Annotated in this window: 14 protein-coding genes and 1 pseudogene; 7 read left to right on the plus strand and 8 right to left on the minus strand. The window is 50.9% G+C overall.

Features of this window, described 5'->3' with window-relative positions; genetic code table 11:
* Positions 1-91 precede the first annotated feature (91 nt).
* Positions 92-304, minus strand: coding sequence for a hypothetical protein (locus tag ZX61_RS09940; protein ID WP_049844481.1), 213 nt, complete (start codon positions 302-304; stop codon positions 92-94).
* A 1,040-nt stretch (positions 305-1,344) separates the two neighbouring features.
* Here ZX61_RS09940 and ZX61_RS09945 point away from each other — a divergent pair.
* From ZX61_RS09945 to ZX61_RS09970, 7 genes and pseudogenes are all read left to right on the plus strand, one after another.
* On the plus strand, positions 1,345-1,656 hold the full coding sequence (locus tag ZX61_RS09945) for a hypothetical protein (protein WP_235431324.1): 312 nt from the start codon (positions 1,345-1,347) through the stop codon (positions 1,654-1,656).
* Positions 1,657-2,286: 630 nt separating this feature from the next.
* Positions 2,287-3,093: a winged helix-turn-helix domain-containing protein gene (locus ZX61_RS09950; RefSeq protein WP_049844482.1), complete on the plus strand. Its 807-nt coding sequence runs from the start codon at positions 2,287-2,289 to the stop codon at positions 3,091-3,093.
* Positions 3,077-3,562 carry a hypothetical protein gene (locus ZX61_RS09955; protein ID WP_049844483.1) on the plus strand — a complete coding sequence of 162 codons (486 nt, stop codon included), beginning with the start codon at positions 3,077-3,079 and terminating at the stop codon, positions 3,560-3,562. The genes ZX61_RS09950 and ZX61_RS09955 overlap by 17 nt, the downstream gene beginning before the upstream one ends.
* A gap of 185 nt (positions 3,563-3,747) precedes the next feature.
* A pseudogene (locus ZX61_RS24570) lies at positions 3,748-4,035 on the plus strand (winged helix-turn-helix domain-containing protein); the annotation flags it as partial.
* 156 nt (positions 4,036-4,191) lie between these two features.
* Positions 4,192-4,551, plus strand: coding sequence for a hypothetical protein (locus tag ZX61_RS24575; RefSeq protein WP_235431327.1), 360 nt, complete (start codon positions 4,192-4,194; stop codon positions 4,549-4,551).
* 126 nt (positions 4,552-4,677) lie between these two features.
* Positions 4,678-5,760 carry a major royal jelly family protein gene (locus tag ZX61_RS09965; RefSeq protein WP_235431325.1) on the plus strand — a complete coding sequence of 361 codons (1,083 nt, stop codon included), beginning with the start codon at positions 4,678-4,680 and terminating at the stop codon, positions 5,758-5,760.
* A gap of 76 nt (positions 5,761-5,836) precedes the next feature.
* Complete coding sequence (locus ZX61_RS09970; protein WP_049844485.1) at positions 5,837-6,619, plus strand: glycine betaine ABC transporter substrate-binding protein; 783 nt, start codon at positions 5,837-5,839, stop codon at positions 6,617-6,619.
* A gap of 19 nt (positions 6,620-6,638) precedes the next feature.
* Here the strand turns inward: ZX61_RS09970 and ZX61_RS09975 are convergent, their stop codons facing one another.
* From ZX61_RS09975 to ZX61_RS10005, 7 genes are all read right to left on the minus strand, one after another.
* Positions 6,639-7,562: a LysR family transcriptional regulator gene (locus tag ZX61_RS09975; RefSeq protein ID WP_049844486.1), complete on the minus strand. Its 924-nt coding sequence runs from the start codon at positions 7,560-7,562 to the stop codon at positions 6,639-6,641.
* A gap of 4 nt (positions 7,563-7,566) precedes the next feature.
* The gene (locus ZX61_RS23700; protein WP_082173454.1) at positions 7,567-8,043 is read right to left on the minus strand and encodes a PaaI family thioesterase; all 477 of its coding nucleotides are present in this window, start codon (positions 8,041-8,043) and stop codon (positions 7,567-7,569) included.
* Positions 8,044-8,261: 218 nt separating this feature from the next.
* Entirely contained in the window at positions 8,262-8,663 is a 402-nt protein-coding gene (locus tag ZX61_RS09985; protein ID WP_049844488.1) for a ribosomal maturation YjgA family protein, read from the minus strand.
* The gene (gene creD / locus ZX61_RS09990) at positions 8,650-9,987 is read right to left on the minus strand and encodes a cell envelope integrity protein CreD (RefSeq protein WP_049844489.1); all 1,338 of its coding nucleotides are present in this window, start codon (positions 9,985-9,987) and stop codon (positions 8,650-8,652) included. The genes ZX61_RS09985 and creD overlap by 14 nt, the downstream gene beginning before the upstream one ends.
* Before the next feature lie 74 nt (positions 9,988-10,061).
* Positions 10,062-11,504: a two-component system sensor histidine kinase CreC gene (creC, locus tag ZX61_RS09995; protein ID WP_049844490.1), complete on the minus strand. Its 1,443-nt coding sequence runs from the start codon at positions 11,502-11,504 to the stop codon at positions 10,062-10,064.
* A complete protein-coding gene (locus ZX61_RS10000; protein WP_049844491.1) occupies positions 11,504-12,196 on the minus strand; it encodes a response regulator in 693 nt (230 codons plus the stop codon). The genes creC and ZX61_RS10000 overlap by 1 nt, the downstream gene beginning before the upstream one ends.
* Before the next feature lie 235 nt (positions 12,197-12,431).
* Entirely contained in the window at positions 12,432-18,482 is a 6,051-nt protein-coding gene (locus ZX61_RS10005) for a TcdA/TcdB pore-forming domain-containing protein (protein ID WP_049844492.1), read from the minus strand.
* Positions 18,483-19,239: the final 757 nt, after the last annotated feature.

Genomic DNA, 19,239 nt, shown 5'->3' on the forward strand with positions numbered 1-19,239 from the left:
GCACGTCGGACAGATCGTGATTGAGTGAGTTCATAGCAGTGGTCCAATTTGGGTAAGAAGAAGGCGGAGCTGAATACCCCGCCTGCGCCGATTAGCCTATGCGGCGGCTGTTGCTAAAACATTTTGATTCGCCGCTTCTTGGTTTTGGTGATGGACGGGTTAAGCCTTCAACACCCATACCAGCCGCTTCGAATGCACGAGACACTCCGTCTGCAATCGCACCAGCCCCGTCAACTGCGCCACTCTTGATACCGCCGCTCACTTGTTTTGTTTCTTCTTGAGTCAATAATTGTGTTTTTTTCATAGTTAAATTTCCTTAATTTATTTTTAATTAACAAGTTGAGTTTTAATGGATTGCCAAAGTTACCATTCTATAAAACTCTATTTATAAATATTCAATCCATTTTTAAAAAGCAATGAGTTATATAATGAATGTCCTTTCTGTGATGTAAATACAGTCTAAATAGTATTGTTGCAGCGAGTTATATGAATTCCCTTACTCTATTGGCAAAAAAGTAAACAAAGGAATTGTCATTGATATCTTCTAATGAGGGTTCGAGGTGGGGAGGAGATAAAAAAACGGAGCGCAAGCTCCGTTTAAGACTAGATTCGGCGGTTGTTACTGCAGCAGAGGTTACCGTTTTTAGGTCTTGAAGATGGGCGGGTTAACCCATCAACCCCATGGTTAGAGGGATTAATGACACGAAAGAGACCATCGGTTACTTTCGCCGTTCCGTTGATCAAGCAGACGCCACCACCGCTGACTCTTTTCATTTCATTATGAGTTAATTGTTGCTTATCATACATTTACTTTTATTAAAATGACCAGTTGTTCTATGCGGCGAAAAATAATTAATGTAAATAATTTAATTAATGAAAATTATACAAAACATCCTAAATTCCGACAGAAAATGTCGTTTTATTGCTGTTCCATTTTTATATGATTGCCACTACTATTATATATATAAATACGTTAAATCTTTGGCTGAAGCAATAGAGAGCGGAGCGAGTCCTGATGTGTGTGGGATTCAGATCTGTACAATGTCTCTTTTCGGATGTTGATCTGAGCCAAATGGTACTTAACGGCACGGATTATTTGTATAACTTATACACTCTGTTTAATCAACAGAGACATCTCGTCTTACTTTTCGTGCATTGGCGGTTTTGAGAGAAACGCAGCGCAGATGGTTAAACACTTTACTGGCATGATTGTGCAACGAAAAACAATGTCCTTATCAGGAGGAAGACATGTCATCACATATTATCGCTCAGCAATATCTATAAGGCTTAGAACAAGCCAATGTCGAACAATTGCTGATGTTGTTTACTTCTGACGCAGTTGTGGTGTCTCCATTATATGGTGAGTGTTTGGCGACCGATTTCTATCCTCAGTTGTTTGTGGATACGCGTCAGGCAGACTTGACGCTTAAAGGTGTGATGCAGGGAGAAGATCCCCACAATGGTACCGCATTGGTGTCAATTTGGTTTTTCTTTGATTGGACCCTCGCCAGTGGTGAGTCGGCGCCGTGTAATGTAGTGGATGTTCTAGAGATTGACGCGCATAGCGGTCTGATTGCTAAGCTCCATATCGTGTATGAAACGTCGATCATTCGAGCTGTCTTTGAGCAGTCAAGGACCCAAACTTCGCAGGCATAGAAACACTAACGCCGGGTGTAAGTACGCCTTTCTACCAAAGGCCCCCATATTAGACGAGTCGCTGTACGTGTTGAGCAACAGGGGCGAGCATGCGTTCGGCGTTCACGTCCTCGTTTGTTGGGAAGATACCCAACCAGAAACGCACTATTGGTATTTAAGAACAACAACTCGTGACTTTGTGAAATGGCCAGTACGACTATGTCTTGGCTTAATGATACGGGTTTGACCGAATATGTTTGGTTAGAGGCGCGGTTTCAACTCTATCGAGAAGCGTACAAATAATAGCCGTCTGTTTTTGAGTAGATTGGTGCGAAGCATACCTTAGATGATAAATCGTACCTTTACCTTTCGTTGGTAAAATGGAAACGAACAGCCGATGCACGACAATTTTATTGTGTCGGTTGAAGTGGTGTCGCCGGGATGACAGAAGTCGCGGATCAATTTCCGTCATGGCAGGAGGGCGCAGTGATAACCCATAGAGTCGGCTAAGAAGCCGAGTGGGCATTTGTTTTAGTTATGTTATAACATGTCAAAATATAAAAAGAGTAAGCCGTACTTGAGTGTGCCGCTCGGGAAAACGATTTTAAGTTTCATCATGACCGGAGTGACGAGGTTAGGAAAAAGGGTCAAATGAAGAGAAACATAAATGGCAAGCCGTCTTGGCAGTTTTTGCCACTGGAAAGGGATCAACTGATCCATATAGAAACGAAACAATTAAGAAAGCTCAATGGTCCAGAATGTCGTGTGCTCGAGATACTGCTCGCTCATCAAGGGCAAGTTGTCACTAAACACGAGCTGTTGGAATTGGCCTGGCCTGGCCGCGTGGTCTCTGATGCAAGTCTGACTCAAAGTATTGCTCAATTACGCTTGGCCCTTGGCGACAATGGTAAAGATCAAGACGTGATTAAAACCGTCCCTTATCAGGGTTACCTATTGTTCGATAACTTGATTGAACGTGTCGAGCTTGCATCCAAACCTTCAGACCTCAGTGAGGCGACAGATACGGAATCGATGTTGGAGGCTCCTGAGCGCCCTGTTAGCTCTCGAGTGCATTGGCTTTCGTGGTGCAAAAAGATGGTCTCTGGACTGCTGATGTTGGTCGCGGTACTGCAAGCTGGGGAGGCGGTCCATCGTTACACCTTCGCCTGGGACGTAAAGTTGGAAACTTGGAAGACGGTCGTTCGCGATAACACCACCTTTCTCTATCAGGACAATTCCGCCAGTCGCAAGCTCTATCACTATTTGAGTGGCAACAGCGCAATTGCTAATGCTCACCGGATCAGTCATTTGCTTGTCTCGACGGGCGTACGACACTACCACGTCGCGTGTATATACACGAACCCTCAAACAGATATGCAGAACGCCAAAAACCTAACCTTCGCGTTAGGTGAGCGGTTCCAATTCATTGGAGGGACGATCGATGATGTCTGCCGATAACTGGCTCAAACTCTCGCTGTTGCTGGCGTTGCTCACCACACTGGCAAACGTGGCTTTGAAAGTTCGTGATCTTCCTGCGTTCATGAATGGTGAAGCTAGCCAATTGTTTTACAGCATCAGTACTAATTACCGACCGAACGGTGGTGTGGTCCACATCGAGGAATTAAATACGATCGATGTTAATTGGGGTTTTCTGGATAGATCTTACGCCAGTCGTATGATTGCGGGTGAAGATAACGCTATACATTTCAGCTATTTCGCTGAGTTTTACACTGACAATATCATCCAGTTTTCTCAGTATTCATTGGACAGTGGTTTGCCTGGAGGGCAGAAAGTACTCGATGTAGATGCGCATGCGTTGAGTCGGTTGACAACCGAAACCTTGCAGGTTGTTTATCAGCAAGGTCCTGTGGTGTGCTACGTGAAGCTTTTGGAAGGCTGCACCAGATGTATGATGCGAAGAAAGTAACAATCTGCCTTGTGCCTTCTTCAAATCTTAATTGATAGCCATTCAAATTGGAACGGGTGTTTCCTGGCTGTCACGCGTCGTAACATGATCCTCTGATCGCATGGAGAGCGTGGTAAGGGGGAGGCGTTCGACGGCCTCGTGCTTTGCCTTCTTCGCGATAAAACTCGTTGAGTAGAGGGCACAATATGAGCACAAGCGGGCAAGGGATATGGGGATTCACGCCTCTCGACAAAGTGCAACTGACGCACGCGCGCACCCAACACACGAAAAAACTTAACGGCCCGGAGTGTCGCTTGCTGACCGTCTTGTTGGCCAATCAGGGTAAGGTGGTGTCCAAGCAAGAACTGATGGCCAACGTGTGGCCCAACCGGGTGGTCTCCGAGGGCAGCTTAACCCAGAGTATCGCCCAGTTACGGTTAGCGTTTGGCGACAGCGGTAAGGAACAAAAATACATCAAGACCGTGCCTCACCAGGGGTACCTGCTGTTCGCGAATGTGGTTGAGTTGGTCGAGCGTCCTCATGCGTCGACCTCTGGCACGGCCTATCTCGGTGCGGCGAAGCCCCACCCTGACGTGGGGCAGAGGGAGACGACACTGCCTCAGCGCTTGGGGGGCGTGAAAGGGCTTCTTGTGATGGTGTTGATGTTGGTGACCGGTATTCAAACGGCCGATGTGGTCCATCGGTACACATTCGCTTGGGGTGTGGCAAAGCCAACCTGGCAGCACGCCGACCATCGTGACACCACCTATTTTTACCAAGACGAGCCCGCCAGTCGTCAGCTCTATCACTACTTACGTGATCCAACCACGGGCTTACAGAACGGGCCTATCCACCAGTTACTGATTGCGGCGACGCGCCACCAGTATAATGTGTCTTGCGTGTACGGAGACGTAAACCAAGCCAAGAACCTGACCTTTGTACTGGGTGAGCGGTTTGACGTCATTGCGACCCACGTTGACCGTGCCTGCCGCTCAGCTCGTTCAAGCTGATATTCAATTAATATTTGAGAAAAATTCAATCATTAGCCTGTTTTTAGTCTCAATCGCCACACGTATGATCGGCAGACATTCACACGGAGCCCAAACGATGCGTGCGGGCGTACAGAGAGGTACAAGATGAACAGGCTGAAAACAGGGATCGCCCTGATGGCGGCGATGGGAGTCCATGCGACTCAGGCGAGCGAGCTAGAGGTGGTGGCGGAGTTAAATGGTACACGACCTGGCAACCTGACCGTCACAGAGCAAGGACGCGTCATCATGTCGATGCACCCACTGGAAAACCCAAAATATCGGGTAATGGAATTGCTCGACGACGGCACAACACGCGCCTTTCCGACCGAAGACTGGGCCGATGGCCCTGAGCTTGGCGAAGTCGGCCTGTCGTCAGTCATTGGCATTGACAGCACCAAAGATGGGACGGTTTGGATGTTGGACATGGGCAGTGCCAGCGCGCCCGCTCAGATTGTCGCTTGGGACAGTGTGAATCACGAGCTTGCTCAGCGCATTACGCTCAGTCCTTCCGTGATGGTGGAGAATTCATTCTTCCAGGATTTCGCCCTCGATACCCAACGCAATCGAATGTACATTGCTGACACCACGTTAGGCAACATCGTTGGGGAGGCGGCACCAGCATTTGTGGTGGTGGACCTCAACACGGGTCAGGCGCGGCGTGTGCTTGAATCGCATAAAGCGTTGATGGCACCGCTTCACCAAGTCAGCATTGACGGTTCACCGTTGGCGACCAAGCGCCAAGATGGACAAGCACAACCTGTGTATCTCGGCCTCAACCCCATCACGATCGATGCGAACAATGAGTGGGTCTACTTTGGGACCGTCAACGGCAGTGCGATCTACCGCCTACCTGCCGCCGCCTTGGCAGACCCTAAAGTGGCGCCCGATCAGCTCGCCCAAACCATCGAGTTTTATAGCGAAAAACGACCGAGCGACGGGATGGTCATGGCGGAAAATGGGCGGATCTATGTGGGGGATCTGGAGAAAAATGCCATTGGAGTGGCCGACGAATCTGGCTATCGCTTGCTCGCCCAAGATGATCAGTTGCTCAACTGGGTGGACGGTTTTGCCTTAGGTAAAGGTTATTTGTACCTCACGCAAAATGCGTTGCATCTGCATCCTGTCATGAATGAGGGCGAGGAAGAAGCAACCAAGCCTTATCGCATTGTGCGCCTCAAACTTGAGTGATGTGCATTGTACGTCTTCGCTGTGGCGGTGCGGGCATCGCCACGATCCAAAAGGGTATCTCTAGAGAGGAAAACGAATGCCACAATCAATCACAATGGGAGTCACGGATCTCTCTTTTCACCGAGTCACGGCTTCCCTGGTTCGTCATGTGTTGGTCGATATGGGGTTTGAGGTCGATCGCGTGTACGCACCGCATCAGGAAAATTTTGCCCAATTGGCCTCGGGGGCAATCGACATGTTGAGCTCGGCGTGGCTGCCATCGAGCCATGGCGTGTACAAAAGTCAGGTTGAAGCCACGGTGCCACTTCTGGAGCTTGGCCTTCATTATCAACCGTATGCGCTGTGGGGGGTGCCCGATTACGTGCCAGTTGATCAGGTCGCCAGTGTCGAGGATTTGCTGAAGCCGGACGTGCGAGCAAAAATGAGCCGAGATATTCAAGGCATCAATCCAGGTGCAGGGATCACGCGTTTTTCAATCCATATGATGGTGGCGTACGGTCTTGAAGAAGTGGGTTACCGCTTTCATACCGGCAGTGAGGAAGCGTGCTTTGACGCCTTTGAACAGGCGGTCGAACACCAACAATGGGTGGTAGTACCGCTGTGGCAACCTCAATTTTTACACCATAAGCATCGCATTCGTGACTTGGACGATCCTAGGGGGTTGCTGGGCGGTGTGGATCGCGCTGTGCTGCTACTGCGTGACGATCGTCGCGTTCGGTTTACACCAGAGCAATTGGCCCGACTCGATGCGCTTCGTTTCTCGAACGCCATTATCGCCGAGCTCGACCACCAGGTTCAACGAGAGGGGCAATGCTTAGATGCCGTGACACGCGCATGGCTGGATAGGCACCCATTCTAGCCCGGTCGACTTGGCGTGCTTAGCTCGGGATAAGCTGGCGCGCGGCGAGCGCGGAAAGTAACGCCTGAGTGCGGGTTTTGAGATAATCACGCAGCAGGCGGACGGTCGGCGTGATGGATTGTCGGCTGGGGCACACCAACCACAACTCTGTAGGGGTCGGCGTATAGTCGGGCATCACACTGATCACGCGTTGACTGAGTAAATCGTCTGCCATATCGAGGCACGATTTGATGGCCATACCATACCCCGACACACACCAACGTCGCACCAGATCGCCGTCATTTGAGATCCGATCCCCCTGCAGTTTGGCCTTGATGGTGTGCTCGCCATGGACAAACTGCCACTCCTCTTGGACCACATCGTTGAGCTGATAGCACAAGCCGTTGTGCGCCGCCAACTGGTGAGGGTGCGAAGGGGTGCCATGCGTGTCGAGGTAGGCGGGCGCCGCGCAGAGCAAACGCGGCACATCGCAGATTTTAAAACCATACAGATGGCTTTCGGTCGGTGAACCGTAGCGCAACGCCATATCGACGGCATCGCGATAGAAATCGATGTTACTGTCGCTGATATTGCTGCGCAGCGTGAGATTGGGGTGTTGGTCAAGGAACTCATCGAGCCAAGGGGTGACCACGTTTCGACCCAGGTCGGAAGACAACGCAATGCGCATTTCTCCCCCCAGCTCGTCCAAATCGGCCTGAATATTGAGTCGCGCACTATCGAGCAACTGCAGCGCTTGCTGGCACTGAGGCAGGTAGCGTTCGCCTGCGGGTGACAGGCGCAATTGGCGGGTCGAACGGATAAACAGCTCTAGGCCAAGGTTTTTCTCTACGCGTTTGAGTGCGGCACTCGCGGTCGCGACTTGCATGTCTAGGCTATTGGCGGCGGCGGTGATACTGCGAAGCTCGGCGACTTTCATCACGACAAGCAGATCGTTGAGCAACATAAATTCAATCCATGTTTGATAATGTATTCATTATTATCCTTTTTTTGTTCGTGCCACAAGCGGTCTTACTGTGGTGAGAGGAGGGGAGGGTCATAAATTGGCTACTGGCGGTCGAACACACGGTGTTGCCTTGAGTGATCTGACTGTGTAACCAGTGAACGCTTCGGCGGCTCTTGACCCAACGAGCCTGGATGTCTATCGCTTGTCCCAACTGGATTGGCTGGTGAAAACGGGTCGCTAAATGGACAGTCATGGCATGCACGTGGCGCAGGTAAAGGCAGTGCAACATCGCACTGTCATGCAAGGCACTGATCAGTCCTCCTTGCATAAGACCATCGTAGCCTTCGACCTGATGGTTTGGGATAAGCGTGGCTTGAACGGCGTCATCATTCACGGCGTGAAACTGGATAGGCCGATCAGAAAAAAAAGCCTGATGACAGACTTGGCAACGCCGATGGTCGGCTGGACGTAAAGTGTGCATAGTATCCCTCTGGTTAGGTTCCTCACACGCGGGCGCGTGTGCGCCCGCGGCGTTCTTTTAGACAAGGTCACTATAAAAGGGGTAATTGGCATATGCCAAATATTGCGGTGAAAACTAAGGTTTCAACAGTTCGGGGTGGCGCTTCGCCCACGCGGACACCGTTTCAAGAAAGCGGGGCCGGGTGGGTCTGCGCTTTTTGATCTTCTCGGGTCTCATGCCTATCTCGCGTCTTGCTGCCATGCGATCACGCCTCCTATGCTGTACGCCACAATATCAAGCCAATCGAATGTGGTTCCGATGACCCACGACCAGGCCGATCCCAGATTGAGTAATGTGGCCAACTGATACCACTGCCCCAACTCCACCAGATAAGCGACCGTTACCGCGATCAGGGCAAGTCTCTTAGGGGAGAGCGCCAAGACGGCAGCCAATGTGGTGTGGAGCCAGAACACAACAAGTGCATCGCCAACGGTTGGGCGAATCACCGGATCTCGCAGACCCCATGCAATGAGCCACAAAAGTAACAAGTACGCCAGACTTCTGATGGCGTATTGCGGTGACCAGCGCCAGAGAGGGCGCCAGTCAACCTCCACTGGGGGCGTTGATTTAGCTTCGCTCATGGTCAACGTCCGAGTGAGGGCGGGCAGGGTGACGACGATACCAGTCAATATGACGGGTGAGGATCATGACGAAACTCAAGATGGTAAAGCACAGCAGTGTGCCCATCAGCAGCGCGTAACTTTCCGCTTGCAACAGCCCAAACAGCAGGCCATACAGAAGCAATAACCCCCCACCGAATATCACGCCATGCGCACGGCGCTGCAACATCCCCGAGACATAGATACTCAGTAAGCTTGTGGAGGCTAACGCCGATAGCCCATAGGCCCAGTTAAAGCCAAGGTGCTCACTCATCGAGATGAGCAGCAGATAGAACAACGCAAGTGCGAGGCCGACAAAGCCGTATTGCACCGGATGCACGGGACGAGCTTGAAACAGCTCGAGCAGAAAGAAACTGGCAAAGACTAACGTGATCACCAGTAATGAATAGTTCGTCGCGCGGTGAGATTTGAGGTAGTGGTCGACCGGATCGATCAAGTCGACGCCCATCTGTCGTTGCTCCAGTTCGTAACATTGGTGGTCACCGGTAAGGCAGTTGCGCAGCAATTGAGCCATGTTGGTTGAGAAATTATTGCTCTGCCACTGAGCCTCAAACCCCGACTCTGCCACTTGGGCGGTGACAGGCAGATAGTCGCCAATGAAACTGGGATGGGGCCAAGATGAACGCAGCTCGACACGGGATTGGTCACCAATCGGTGCGACCTGAAGTTTCCCCATTCCTTGTAACAGAAACTGGAGGTCGAACGTCAGGGGTTGGTGGGTATCGAGCTGTGCGAGATCCAAAGGCTGATGAAAGCCTTGTGAGATGGCGCTGAGCCCAGTCCCAGGGAAGACCTCTATCGCATGGTTGGCGACACGCATATCGCCCAGCGTCATCAAGCCTCGACTGTCTTCTATACCGACCACTAATCGAATGTCGTTGATATCATGGCCTCGCAACGCGTCAAGCTCCGACAGGTCAAAGTGGCCGGTCAAACGGGTCTGAGCATGATACAGACGCGCACGATAGATACCGCGGTATTTCTCAAAACTGTCGAGCTCAGCGCCGAGATTAAAGGTATCGGGCAATAAAACGTGTTGGCGCTCGGTGACGTGCAGAGTCTCATTGTGAAAACGGCTCTCAGTATAAGTGATGTGGATAAAAGGCCCAATAATACGCTGCGGGCCGCTGCTGCTACGGGCGATATCACTGCGCACGGTGTCTTGACGTAGGGTACGCTCGGAAATCAGGCCGCTGACCATCGACAGCGGGATTTGCAGTAGTAGGAACAGCAACAGCACCAATGCGAATTTGAGGCCGAGCGGGTGGTTGAGGATGTGTTTCATCGTGTCTTCTCCTTAGCTGAAGACACCACGTTACCTCAGGGATATGGACACAGAATGGAGCGAATGTGGAGTTTTTATGGAGTTGGCATTGTGAGGGTGACTTTGACCCCGTGCTCTACATTGCTGATTGTCAGCGTTCCTTGATGGAGCTTCATCACTTGTTCGACAAAATTCAGGCCCAATCCGGTACTTTTGACCCCATTGCTGCGCGCGAGTGAATAAAAGCGTTCGGTGAGGCGAGGCAGGGCGTAAGCCGGGATAGGTGGGCCGCTATTGAAAATAGACAGCGCAAGCTGTCCCGGGCTTCGCTGGGCTTGCCAAACAATCTCGCCCTGTGGGGCAACAAAGTCGAGGGCGTTGTCCATCAAGTTAAACAGCGCTTGCTGAAGCAAAAACGGATCACCAATACAGGTGTCATCGGGTGAGATAAGGCAGTCACAACGAACCGCAAGATGACTTAACCGAGCGTCTGCGGAGGTCGTGACGTTAACCACCATGTCTCGCAAAGCGATTGACTCAACGCTCTCCAACGCGGGTTGCTTTTCAAGGCGAGCCAGCTCCAATAACTTGTCGATGAGGGACTGCATTCGTTCGCTTTCGCGTTCAATGTTGCGGGCAAAGCGGGTGACCCTGTCACCGTCAAGCGGGGTCTGTAAGATCTCACTAGCGCCCTTAATGGCCGACAACGGGCTTTTCAGTTCGTGAGTCAGCGTCTGTACATAGTCTTCAACGTACTGCTTGCCATCGAGTTGATTGCGCATTGTCTCCAAGGCATCACTCAGCGTGCCGTATTCATAAAAGACTCGAAAGGTGGGTTTCGGGACCTTGTCCCCCTGGCCCATTTTGGTCGCGTAGTCTTCGAGTTTATGCAAAGCGGTGTGAATACGCCAAGCGAACAAGGCACCTGCGACCAAAACAAGGCCACTCATCCACACTAGCCAAAACCAAACATTGCGCTTGGACAAGTCGATGAAGGGCTGAACCGAACGATTGGACTTAGCCACGGTGACACTGCCAATGATCTGGCCATCTGAATAGATTGGCGCGGCAACGTGCATGACCGTGGAAGAGGGGTCATTGGGATCTTCGATGGTACTGCGTGCGCCATACTGGCCGCGCAAGGTTAGGTAAACGTCGTTCCATTGCGAGTAATCCTGACCAATATCTTGTTGCCACGAGTCAGCGATCACGATGCCATGCTGATCGGTAATGTAGATACGATGATTGATGGCTTTCTTACCAATTTCCCAAATGCGAGCTTGAGGTTCACGTTGACCGTAAGCGCGGAGTAGAGCCGCAAATCGACTTTGTGACAGTTGGTGATTGGCGACGTCCTCTTCCGCCAGTACCGCCAACAAATTTGCCATATCCACCAACGTTTCTTCGGTGGTTTGACGAACGGTGGGTTTGAGTTCTTGGATCACCGTTTGGCTGACGGTGTACGCGGTGAGCCCGACCAAAATAAAATAGAGCGCAAACAGTCTCAGCCCCAGCGGGATCCTTGGCCAGCGTCGCATCATTCACTTTGCCCGTCGTAGAAGTAACCAAACCCCCGTTTGGTCACGATCCGCTCAGCCATCGCATACGGTTTGAGCTTGTGACGAATGGCCTTGATATGCGAATCAATGTTGCGCTCATACACCGCGTCCGGCGTCATATCCGCGGCGACCATCAATTGCTCGCGACTGAAAACCTGATCTGAGTGGGAGAGGAGTTGACGCAAGATCTTAAATTCAACCGCGGTGAGCCCCAATGGTTGTGCATTCACGCAGTAGTCAAAGTGCTGCGCAACGAGGGCCTGATCCGATGAAGATTGCATTGACTCGGACTGAGGAAAGGCCGTTCGCGCTTTGATTCGGAGCTTGATTCTGGCCAGCATCTCTCGTGGGCTGAAGGGTTTGGTCACGTAGTCGTCAGCCCCGATTTCTAAGCCGACCACGCGATCTATCTCCTCATTGCGCGCGGTTAAGAAAATAATGGGTACCGCAGAAAAGTCTCGGATGGTTTTGCACAGCTCAAATCCGTTGCCATCGGGCAACCCAACGTCTAAGACGAGCAACGCCACAGGGTGTTGACGCAAATACGCCAAACCTTGTTCAGCGGTCGCAAACCACTGAACCGGGTAACCGTCCATTTCTAAGACATGGATTAAGGTGTCTGCAATCGCGGGTTCGTCTTCAATGATGACGACAGTCAATGGGTCACTCAAAGGAGGTCTCTTCGTTTCGGTGAGGAAAGCCCACTATCAGAGGGCACGATGTCACTTATACTACCTTGGGAAATCGGGAACACAAGTGTGACTGAGGGGGGGGTGTCTTGCCAAGGGGGGCCACGAGTGAGCGGCAGGAAAAAAGCGCTCGATGACGAGCGCTCAATTGAGGCAGCGAACCGCAGGGCTGACTGCCTCGTTAAACCCACCAGAATGGTGGCGCGAGATGGCCGCTTTAGTTTAACTGTCCATAAGGGATGATCTCACTCGGTGTGGCTGAAAGGCGATCCACTTGCGACAGGATTTTATACAAGTATTTCTCACCCAACGACGTACTCAGCTTCATTTTATTGGTCAGAGCAGCCGTATCAACGTGTTGGATCAGAATACTGGTTTGAGAGCCTGGATCGTATAGGGCCAGATCGTCCCCTCGTCGTTGTAACAACAATGCATTGGGGTTCTCTAGGGCTAATTTCAGTGTCTCACCCACTCTGTGGCTTTGAATCAACACCTGCTGGTAGTGAGCAAGGTCGTTCTCGTCCAAGCTATAGTGATAGTCGCGGCTATTGCCACTCCACAACAAAGAACGCACCCCTTTGATTTTAGGCAGAGTCTGGATCTTGCTGCCTTCGCTGCCTTGCAAGACTAAATGGGTTCCCCCTTCCGTGAGTGCCATCGAGAAGTGCCCTAATGGGGAGTGATCCATGAGATGTTGCTGATACAGCGTCTGTGCATCGACATCAAACACATAGTCGCCGCCGTCAACACTTTGCCCTAAATAAGTCAGGTTATGCTGGACATCCAGCCCCGGCGCCGTGACGGTACGTCCAGATTCATGCAAATACCAGCTCGGTACTGAGCCTAGAAGACGGACCTGCTTAGGCAATTGATACTCGCTTTCAAGCGCATCAATGGCTTGGTGGCGATATTGGTGGTGAGTTTGCCATTCCATAGTGACCGCTCTGAGTATCGGTTTGTCCATAGGGCCCGCGTTTGCGCTTAACTCGACCACAAGGCCGTCATGGGTGGACAGTTGCAGAGATTGCCCCTGCCAAGCCGCGTGGGTCAATTCCCCCGCCAGCGTCGCAAATTGCTCCGCGTCAGCCACTTCACCTTGTAACACGAGCTTGTCGTCCAATATGAGATCATCGTTTACGACGGCCTGACGATACAGGCTGGCATCGTCGTGATTGTACAACCAAGCCCATTGTTGATCTGACGTTAGCCCCAGAAAATTCAAGTGCTGACCATTGAGGTTGCTGCCCGCTCTGATCAACGTCGCGGACTGATTGTCGTACCACAGGTTCACCGTTTCGCCTTGGCTATCTGTCATACCGAGCAGCACCAGTTGGGCAAGTTTCGCAGAGGCTTTTTCACTTAAGGCCTTCAATTGTGGCAGGACCTGTTGATGGTGGCTCTGTAGCCAATGAGACGTCACACCAGCCAGTCTTGGCGTTTGGTCTGCTAGCCATAAGGTTTGATCGTTGGCGATGGCAAAGAGTTGATGTTGGTTATCTAAGACGTTACGTAAACCGCCACTGAATTCCGGTAAGGGCACCGAGCGAGCCTGGGAACGGTTACTTGCTTGGTAATACAAACGCTGTTGGCTGTGGGAATAGAAGAAGTAGTGTTGATCGGTTTCCCCCTTGTTTTGCACCAAAGCAAGGATCAGATCGTCAGGCTGAGTGTTGAGATTGGCGTGGATCACGCCTAGGTCGCCCCTCTGCTCTGCGAGGACCCAGTACCTGTGTTTCTGCCCTTGCTTATTCGCTGACACGGAAATGACGTCGCTTAGGCTTGCCTCTATCCATCGATCTGCTCTCAGGTCAATTTCCCCCCCGACACCGGCTTGGAATGACTGGAAGAAATAGTTCGTCGTGACTCGATTCGGCGCCGTGTCGGCCATGAGGTTATCTAACAACTGAAGGTCGCCGTTCACATCGACCAACTTCATGCTGTTTTCGTCCAGTACATAGGTCCATTTAGCCGGATGACCAGCGTTGGTTTGCTGCTCGATTGACCAGTAGAGGCGCTGATTTTCCTGCCACACCCGGCTGGTCGCTTTGCCATGAGCGTAGTCCCAACCGAAGGCGCGATACTGAGCCACAATGCGCGACTCGGCGATGTTCACTAGCCACACTTGGTTGTCTTTGTTAAACCACGCAAGATCCCCCGTCTGAGCCACGAGCTTGGCATCGCTTAGGAAGTCACTGTGAGCGGGCGACGGGGTATAAATAAACCGCTGCTGATCAACTTGATAGTAGGCCAGGCCAACAGAGTGGTCCTGATCTTGAGGCACAAAGTTTTCAACAGCCACAAAAGCGCTGTCGAGGTGGTGCTTGGCCACTTCAGACTGGATATGCTGGTGTAATTGTTCAGCATTCTGCCAAGAAGAGGCATCTTCCGACGTGATTTGGTAGCGGCTGTTTTCTGGGTCAACAACGAGCACTTCGTTATGTTTGTTGATCACCGCAATGCTCCCCCAGGACAATCCGGGTAGGTTGACTCTGACGCCGCCGATATTGAGGTGATCACGGGTGACTTCAAGGTGATCAGATGACAACTGGCGTGCATCAAGGATCCAGCGCGTACTTCGGTCTCTACGAGACGTCACTTGCAAAGAAAGGCTGGCCCCCGATTGCAGACTGATATGGTATTCCCCCCCTTTGCCGTTAAAGGCATAGTGCAATTTACCACTCAGCTCTTTGCCCAATTTACGCATCAGGATTTGGCGATTTTGCGCATCCAGATTCACGTTGATATTGGTGTGGACATATTCTTGTGTGATCTTACGTATCGTGTATTCCGAAGGAAAAATGTAAAAGTCATAATCGAATCGACGATCCTCTTCGAGACGACGAATCACACTAAAACCGGAATCATGACGTGTGGTGGACCCGGGTAAGATCTGATATTGATAGCTAATGTACGACTTTGGTGTGGCAGGCAAAATCAAAGCCCTATCACTGGCGTTAATGTTTGTCGTCTCGTTATAGCCAATGCCGGCTCTAACATTGATCGCTTGGGATTTGTCTCTGATCATCCTAGGGAAATCACCGGCCCAGAAAAAGTAGTTAATCGCCCCCGATCCCGTGCTGCCATGATGGGTACGGTAGATGTATTGACTATCAAAATGCACTTGACCCGTTTGAAGGTCTATTTGGTTGATCACTGCCCCATCTTTGGGCTCAAGCGCGTGGTAACGGCTGCCATCATCGAGAGTTTTATCCACCAGCGCATACCCCCCGCTGTGATACGCGGAGTCGACCGCGGCGAAGTAACGACCGACGGCTTTGGCATCCTCTGCGACTTCACCAAACGCCTGTGCCAGAGCGGTAAAACCAACCGCGAGTCCACCCAGGATCACGCCTGCGCCACCCAGTACAGCACTGGCGGTGCCCGCCCCCGCAAGGCCTGCCCCGATGCCCGCTGAGGTGGTCACAAAAGACGCTGAGTCAAAGGCCAGCTGAGTACCAAATACCGCTTTTTGTACCTCATTTTGTGCATGCGCCAACTCATAGGAGTCCAACACCACGGAAGCAAAGCCTAGTCCAAGACCGATCCCTTCGTTTGCAACGTGCCCCACTGCAGACAACGTCGAGCTTGTCACGCTTTGCCCTTCCTGTAGAGCGGCACGATACAAACCGACAATCTTACTGGCGTCCATCACGGTGCCGTGCGCGATTTGAGCTAAGTTAATGTAGGTGTGGACCTGCAACGCGGTGTTTAATCCTTGGGGCAGGGGGTCACCCGCTGCGGCCGTGCGGCTGTGGTTATTAAACCAAGAAAGAATCGCCTGGACCGCAAACGCGGCATTCAAGCCGTCTACATGCTCGACATCCGTAATGCTCGCATGACGGGTGAGCTCTCCGTGGCTAAAGTTGTAGCTCTTTTTCAATCGACCCAATGCATCTTCGTAATAATGTTTGAATTTCCAAATTCTTTCGTCTGACGTTAACACGCTGATTTCACGGTTGTCTTCGCGATGTATTAACGGAATTCGATACTGACCGCTGGGTGTCTTTTCGATGTTCTCAAACACGGGTACCCAAGCGTGATCTAAGCGATGACGGCGGTATACGTCTTGCGCGGCCGCAAAGAAGTCCTGAGCCAAATTGGCGCCCTGTAAGACACTCAGTGCGGATTTGAGTTGCAAATCCGTGGATAGGCTGTCGCTGGCTTGCGCCAAACGAGCGGCATGGTCCGCCGTTGCCAGGTTCGCGACTCGGTCACTTGGGCTCGCCAGATCTTGGACGCTCAGTCCGGTGCTTAAACGTACTTCGGCCATTTTGGCAGTGTCCAGTGACCGCATGTCGAAGGTTGGCTGGCTTACATTGCCATAGGCATCATAAAAACGCGCAAATTTGTTTTTGATCAGGTGTTCTTTTAAAGAGGCTTGTAAGGCTTTGGAGCTGTCAAATCGGAATACCGCAAAGTTGGGATCGTAGAAGAAGTAACGGCTCTTGCCCTCGAATTGTCTTTTCCCCACTAACATGCTGTGCGCGTGAGTATTCATCAGCATGAATTTGCTGCTGCCATTGGTCAGGGACTCCTTTTCCAAGTTTGAGACAATCCCCTTGATGCTCAGGCGCCCAGCGTCTGTCTCCGCAAGCCCCGCGTCTGTATTGGAGTGCAACTGGCCGACAGTGGTATACACATTGGTCGCGATTTGGGAGTCTGGGTGGGCAGCGGCATCGAACAATACAGAGGCAAACTGGTTCGCGCCAGGCTCCCCTTTTTGTGCGATCGCGGTGGCCATCACACGGGAGAGTGGCAAACAGCGTCCCGGCCGACCGAGCAAAACAAAGTCTTGTGGCACAAGCTGGGTTACAAACGCGCCTTGAGCGGTCATGTATCGACTGACTTCGGCACTTTTGTCCAACGCGAAACGCATGGTTTCCTGTTGGAACTGCTGCTTGATATGCGCCACCAATGCGCCTTTTTGCTTAAAGGTTAACTGGTGACTGTCATCAAACATCAGTCGAATCATATCGAGGGCTTTCATGCCCTGATGATAGCCTGGCACTTCAATATCTTGGCTGTTCGATTTACCGAACAGGTAATCGTCCCCTCGTTGCCCTTTTAGGCTTTCTAAGGCTTGCTTTTGCGTATTATATTGATCCACCAAACGTTGATTCGGACTGGCCTTGAGATGGGCATCGATCGCAATCACGGACGAGACGCCTTCACGGTCTTTTTTCTCTAACCATAGCCACAAACGATCCATGTCTATGCTTTTATCAATGCCATCGAGATAGCTCTGTTGATAAAACGCTTTGGTCGCATTAATGGCATCGATTTGGGCTTGTAGATGTTGCTTTCGTTCACCGGTCGCTTTGCTTAGCTTGGCGAACAGTACGGACTTACGCTCAAGCAAAGGGGCAAGCTCTTCATCGGTTTTTTGTTTCAGCGCATTTCTGAGATCTTGCCATTGGGCTAAGGCCGGGTTTTCATCGACCTTTAAGGAACTGCCGGTTTGGTAATCCTGATCTTGAGGTAAGGGTCCAACAGACAGTCCTAAGGCCTTTGCGTCTGTAAGTAAACGTCCCTGAGCCAGGGTTCTTTCCTGGCGAAAAGCCTCCACTCTGGCTTGGTCATCGATGGCGTTAGGGCGCTGAATCCACACGTCTCCTGTCGCACCTTTACGCTTGACCCAGGTGGTCAACAAGGGATTGTCAGGGTGGGGTATTTGCTCTTGACGTTGGAGCATCAATTGCCATTGGCCGTCTTTGAATATCATGTAGGCACCGGCAACTTCATCAGATACGCCTTGTCCTTGATAGTCAGCGTAGTCAACGGCCATGACCACATTGTCATACAAAACGGAGCTGCCGACCCGACCATCATGGAAGACGCGATAATGGGTGTCGTTAAGATCCGTGACAATCACAGAACAGCCGGTCAGCGAACCGGTCAGCAACAAAGTGCCTTCGGCCACGTGTTTAGGGACATCGACATAAGCAGGGATAGGGTTCGTTCGGCCATTAAAACCGAGGAAGTACGCTGACGTTGTATCCGCAGCAGGGGCATCCGCATACCGAAGTTTGAATCCTTGTGGGGCGGTTTCTAGCCGGACTTGCCCTTGGGTCGGTAGGCCGCCATTTTTGATTAACTCAATCACATCCACGGTGTACTGGTTTAAAAATTCGCGTGGTGAATAAGTGAGTTGGGCGATCGCCTCTGCCGTGCTGAGGGTCACAACCGGGGCGGGTGAGGCATGCGCCACGCTTAGGGCTTCTCCACCCATGAGCGATGAAACGAGGACGGCAATCAACTGTTTTTTCATTGTTTTCCTTTAGCGTATCCGTTTGACTATTACAGACTCATTCTCGACATTAAAACCTAGCCAACTCATGATGAAGCACGGGTGATAATTTCAAAGAATGTTCATGTGACAATAAATATCAATAGATTTGTTGTTAGTGAGAGACTTGAATGTATATCAAGTGTCGTGGTGAAATTGATAAGATTAAATATAATTAGATTATTTATAATTAAAAAATTAATACCTGCCTTACTGTGTTGTTGAATATTAAATAGTGAGCTTATAACCAAGAGGGTATAAATTGTTACAGTCGTGTTTGATCTGGGGTTGTCGTTTTAATAATAATGAAACATACCTGCTTGGCATTGTTAAATTAATTCTAAAAGATATTTAATGTAGAACAGATCTCATAAAAAAAAGCCCATATCCTTAATGACCAACAAATAAGTCCTTAATACCAGTCTTGATGGTTTTTAGGACGAGTTTTAAAGGGAGAGTGAGCGATCTTCCAGAAACACCCCTGATTCTGCTCGCAGGATGGATCATGATATAGGGCACGGCGGTTTCCGTTGGTCGAATATTTTATTGCTATCAAAGGAAGGGGGTTGAATTATATGACTCTCGATGTTTGTTGGGTTTTGGGTCATGTGTGCGGGGTGTTTAGGACGGCGTTAATATTCGTTTGACCCCACTTTAAATCACGAGAGATTGGCGTACGTCAGATTGTGTAGATTTCTTTATTATTATTTGTACTTTTCTTTATTTATGTTGTTGATAA

The organism is Vibrio sp. VPAP30 (assembly GCF_001188205.1).
GTDB classification, from domain to species: Bacteria; Pseudomonadota; Gammaproteobacteria; order Enterobacterales; family Vibrionaceae; genus Vibrio; species Vibrio bivalvicida.

Excerpts from the sequence above, each read along its gene's own strand:
- ZX61_RS09940 (WP_049844481.1), bottom strand. The coding sequence starts at position 304 with ATGAAAAAAACACAATTATTGACTCAAGAAGAAACAAAACAAGTGAGC.
- ZX61_RS09950 (WP_049844482.1), top strand. The coding sequence starts at position 2,287 with ATGAAGAGAAACATAAATGGCAAGCCGTCTTGGCAGTTTTTGCCACTG.
- ZX61_RS09955 (WP_049844483.1), top strand. The coding sequence starts at position 3,077 with ATGATGTCTGCCGATAACTGGCTCAAACTCTCGCTGTTGCTGGCGTTG.
- ZX61_RS09965 (WP_235431325.1), top strand. The coding sequence starts at position 4,678 with ATGAACAGGCTGAAAACAGGGATCGCCCTGATGGCGGCGATGGGAGTC.
- ZX61_RS09970 (WP_049844485.1), top strand. The coding sequence starts at position 5,837 with ATGCCACAATCAATCACAATGGGAGTCACGGATCTCTCTTTTCACCGA.
- ZX61_RS09975 (WP_049844486.1), bottom strand. The coding sequence starts at position 7,562 with ATGTTGCTCAACGATCTGCTTGTCGTGATGAAAGTCGCCGAGCTTCGC.
- ZX61_RS23700 (WP_082173454.1), bottom strand. The coding sequence starts at position 8,043 with ATGCACACTTTACGTCCAGCCGACCATCGGCGTTGCCAAGTCTGTCAT.
- ZX61_RS09985 (WP_049844488.1), bottom strand. The coding sequence starts at position 8,663 with ATGAGCGAAGCTAAATCAACGCCCCCAGTGGAGGTTGACTGGCGCCCT.
- creD (WP_049844489.1), bottom strand. The coding sequence starts at position 9,987 with ATGAAACACATCCTCAACCACCCGCTCGGCCTCAAATTCGCATTGGTG.
- creC (WP_049844490.1), bottom strand. The coding sequence starts at position 11,504 with ATGCGACGCTGGCCAAGGATCCCGCTGGGGCTGAGACTGTTTGCGCTC.
- ZX61_RS10005 (WP_049844492.1), bottom strand. The coding sequence starts at position 18,482 with ATGAAAAAACAGTTGATTGCCGTCCTCGTTTCATCGCTCATGGGTGGA.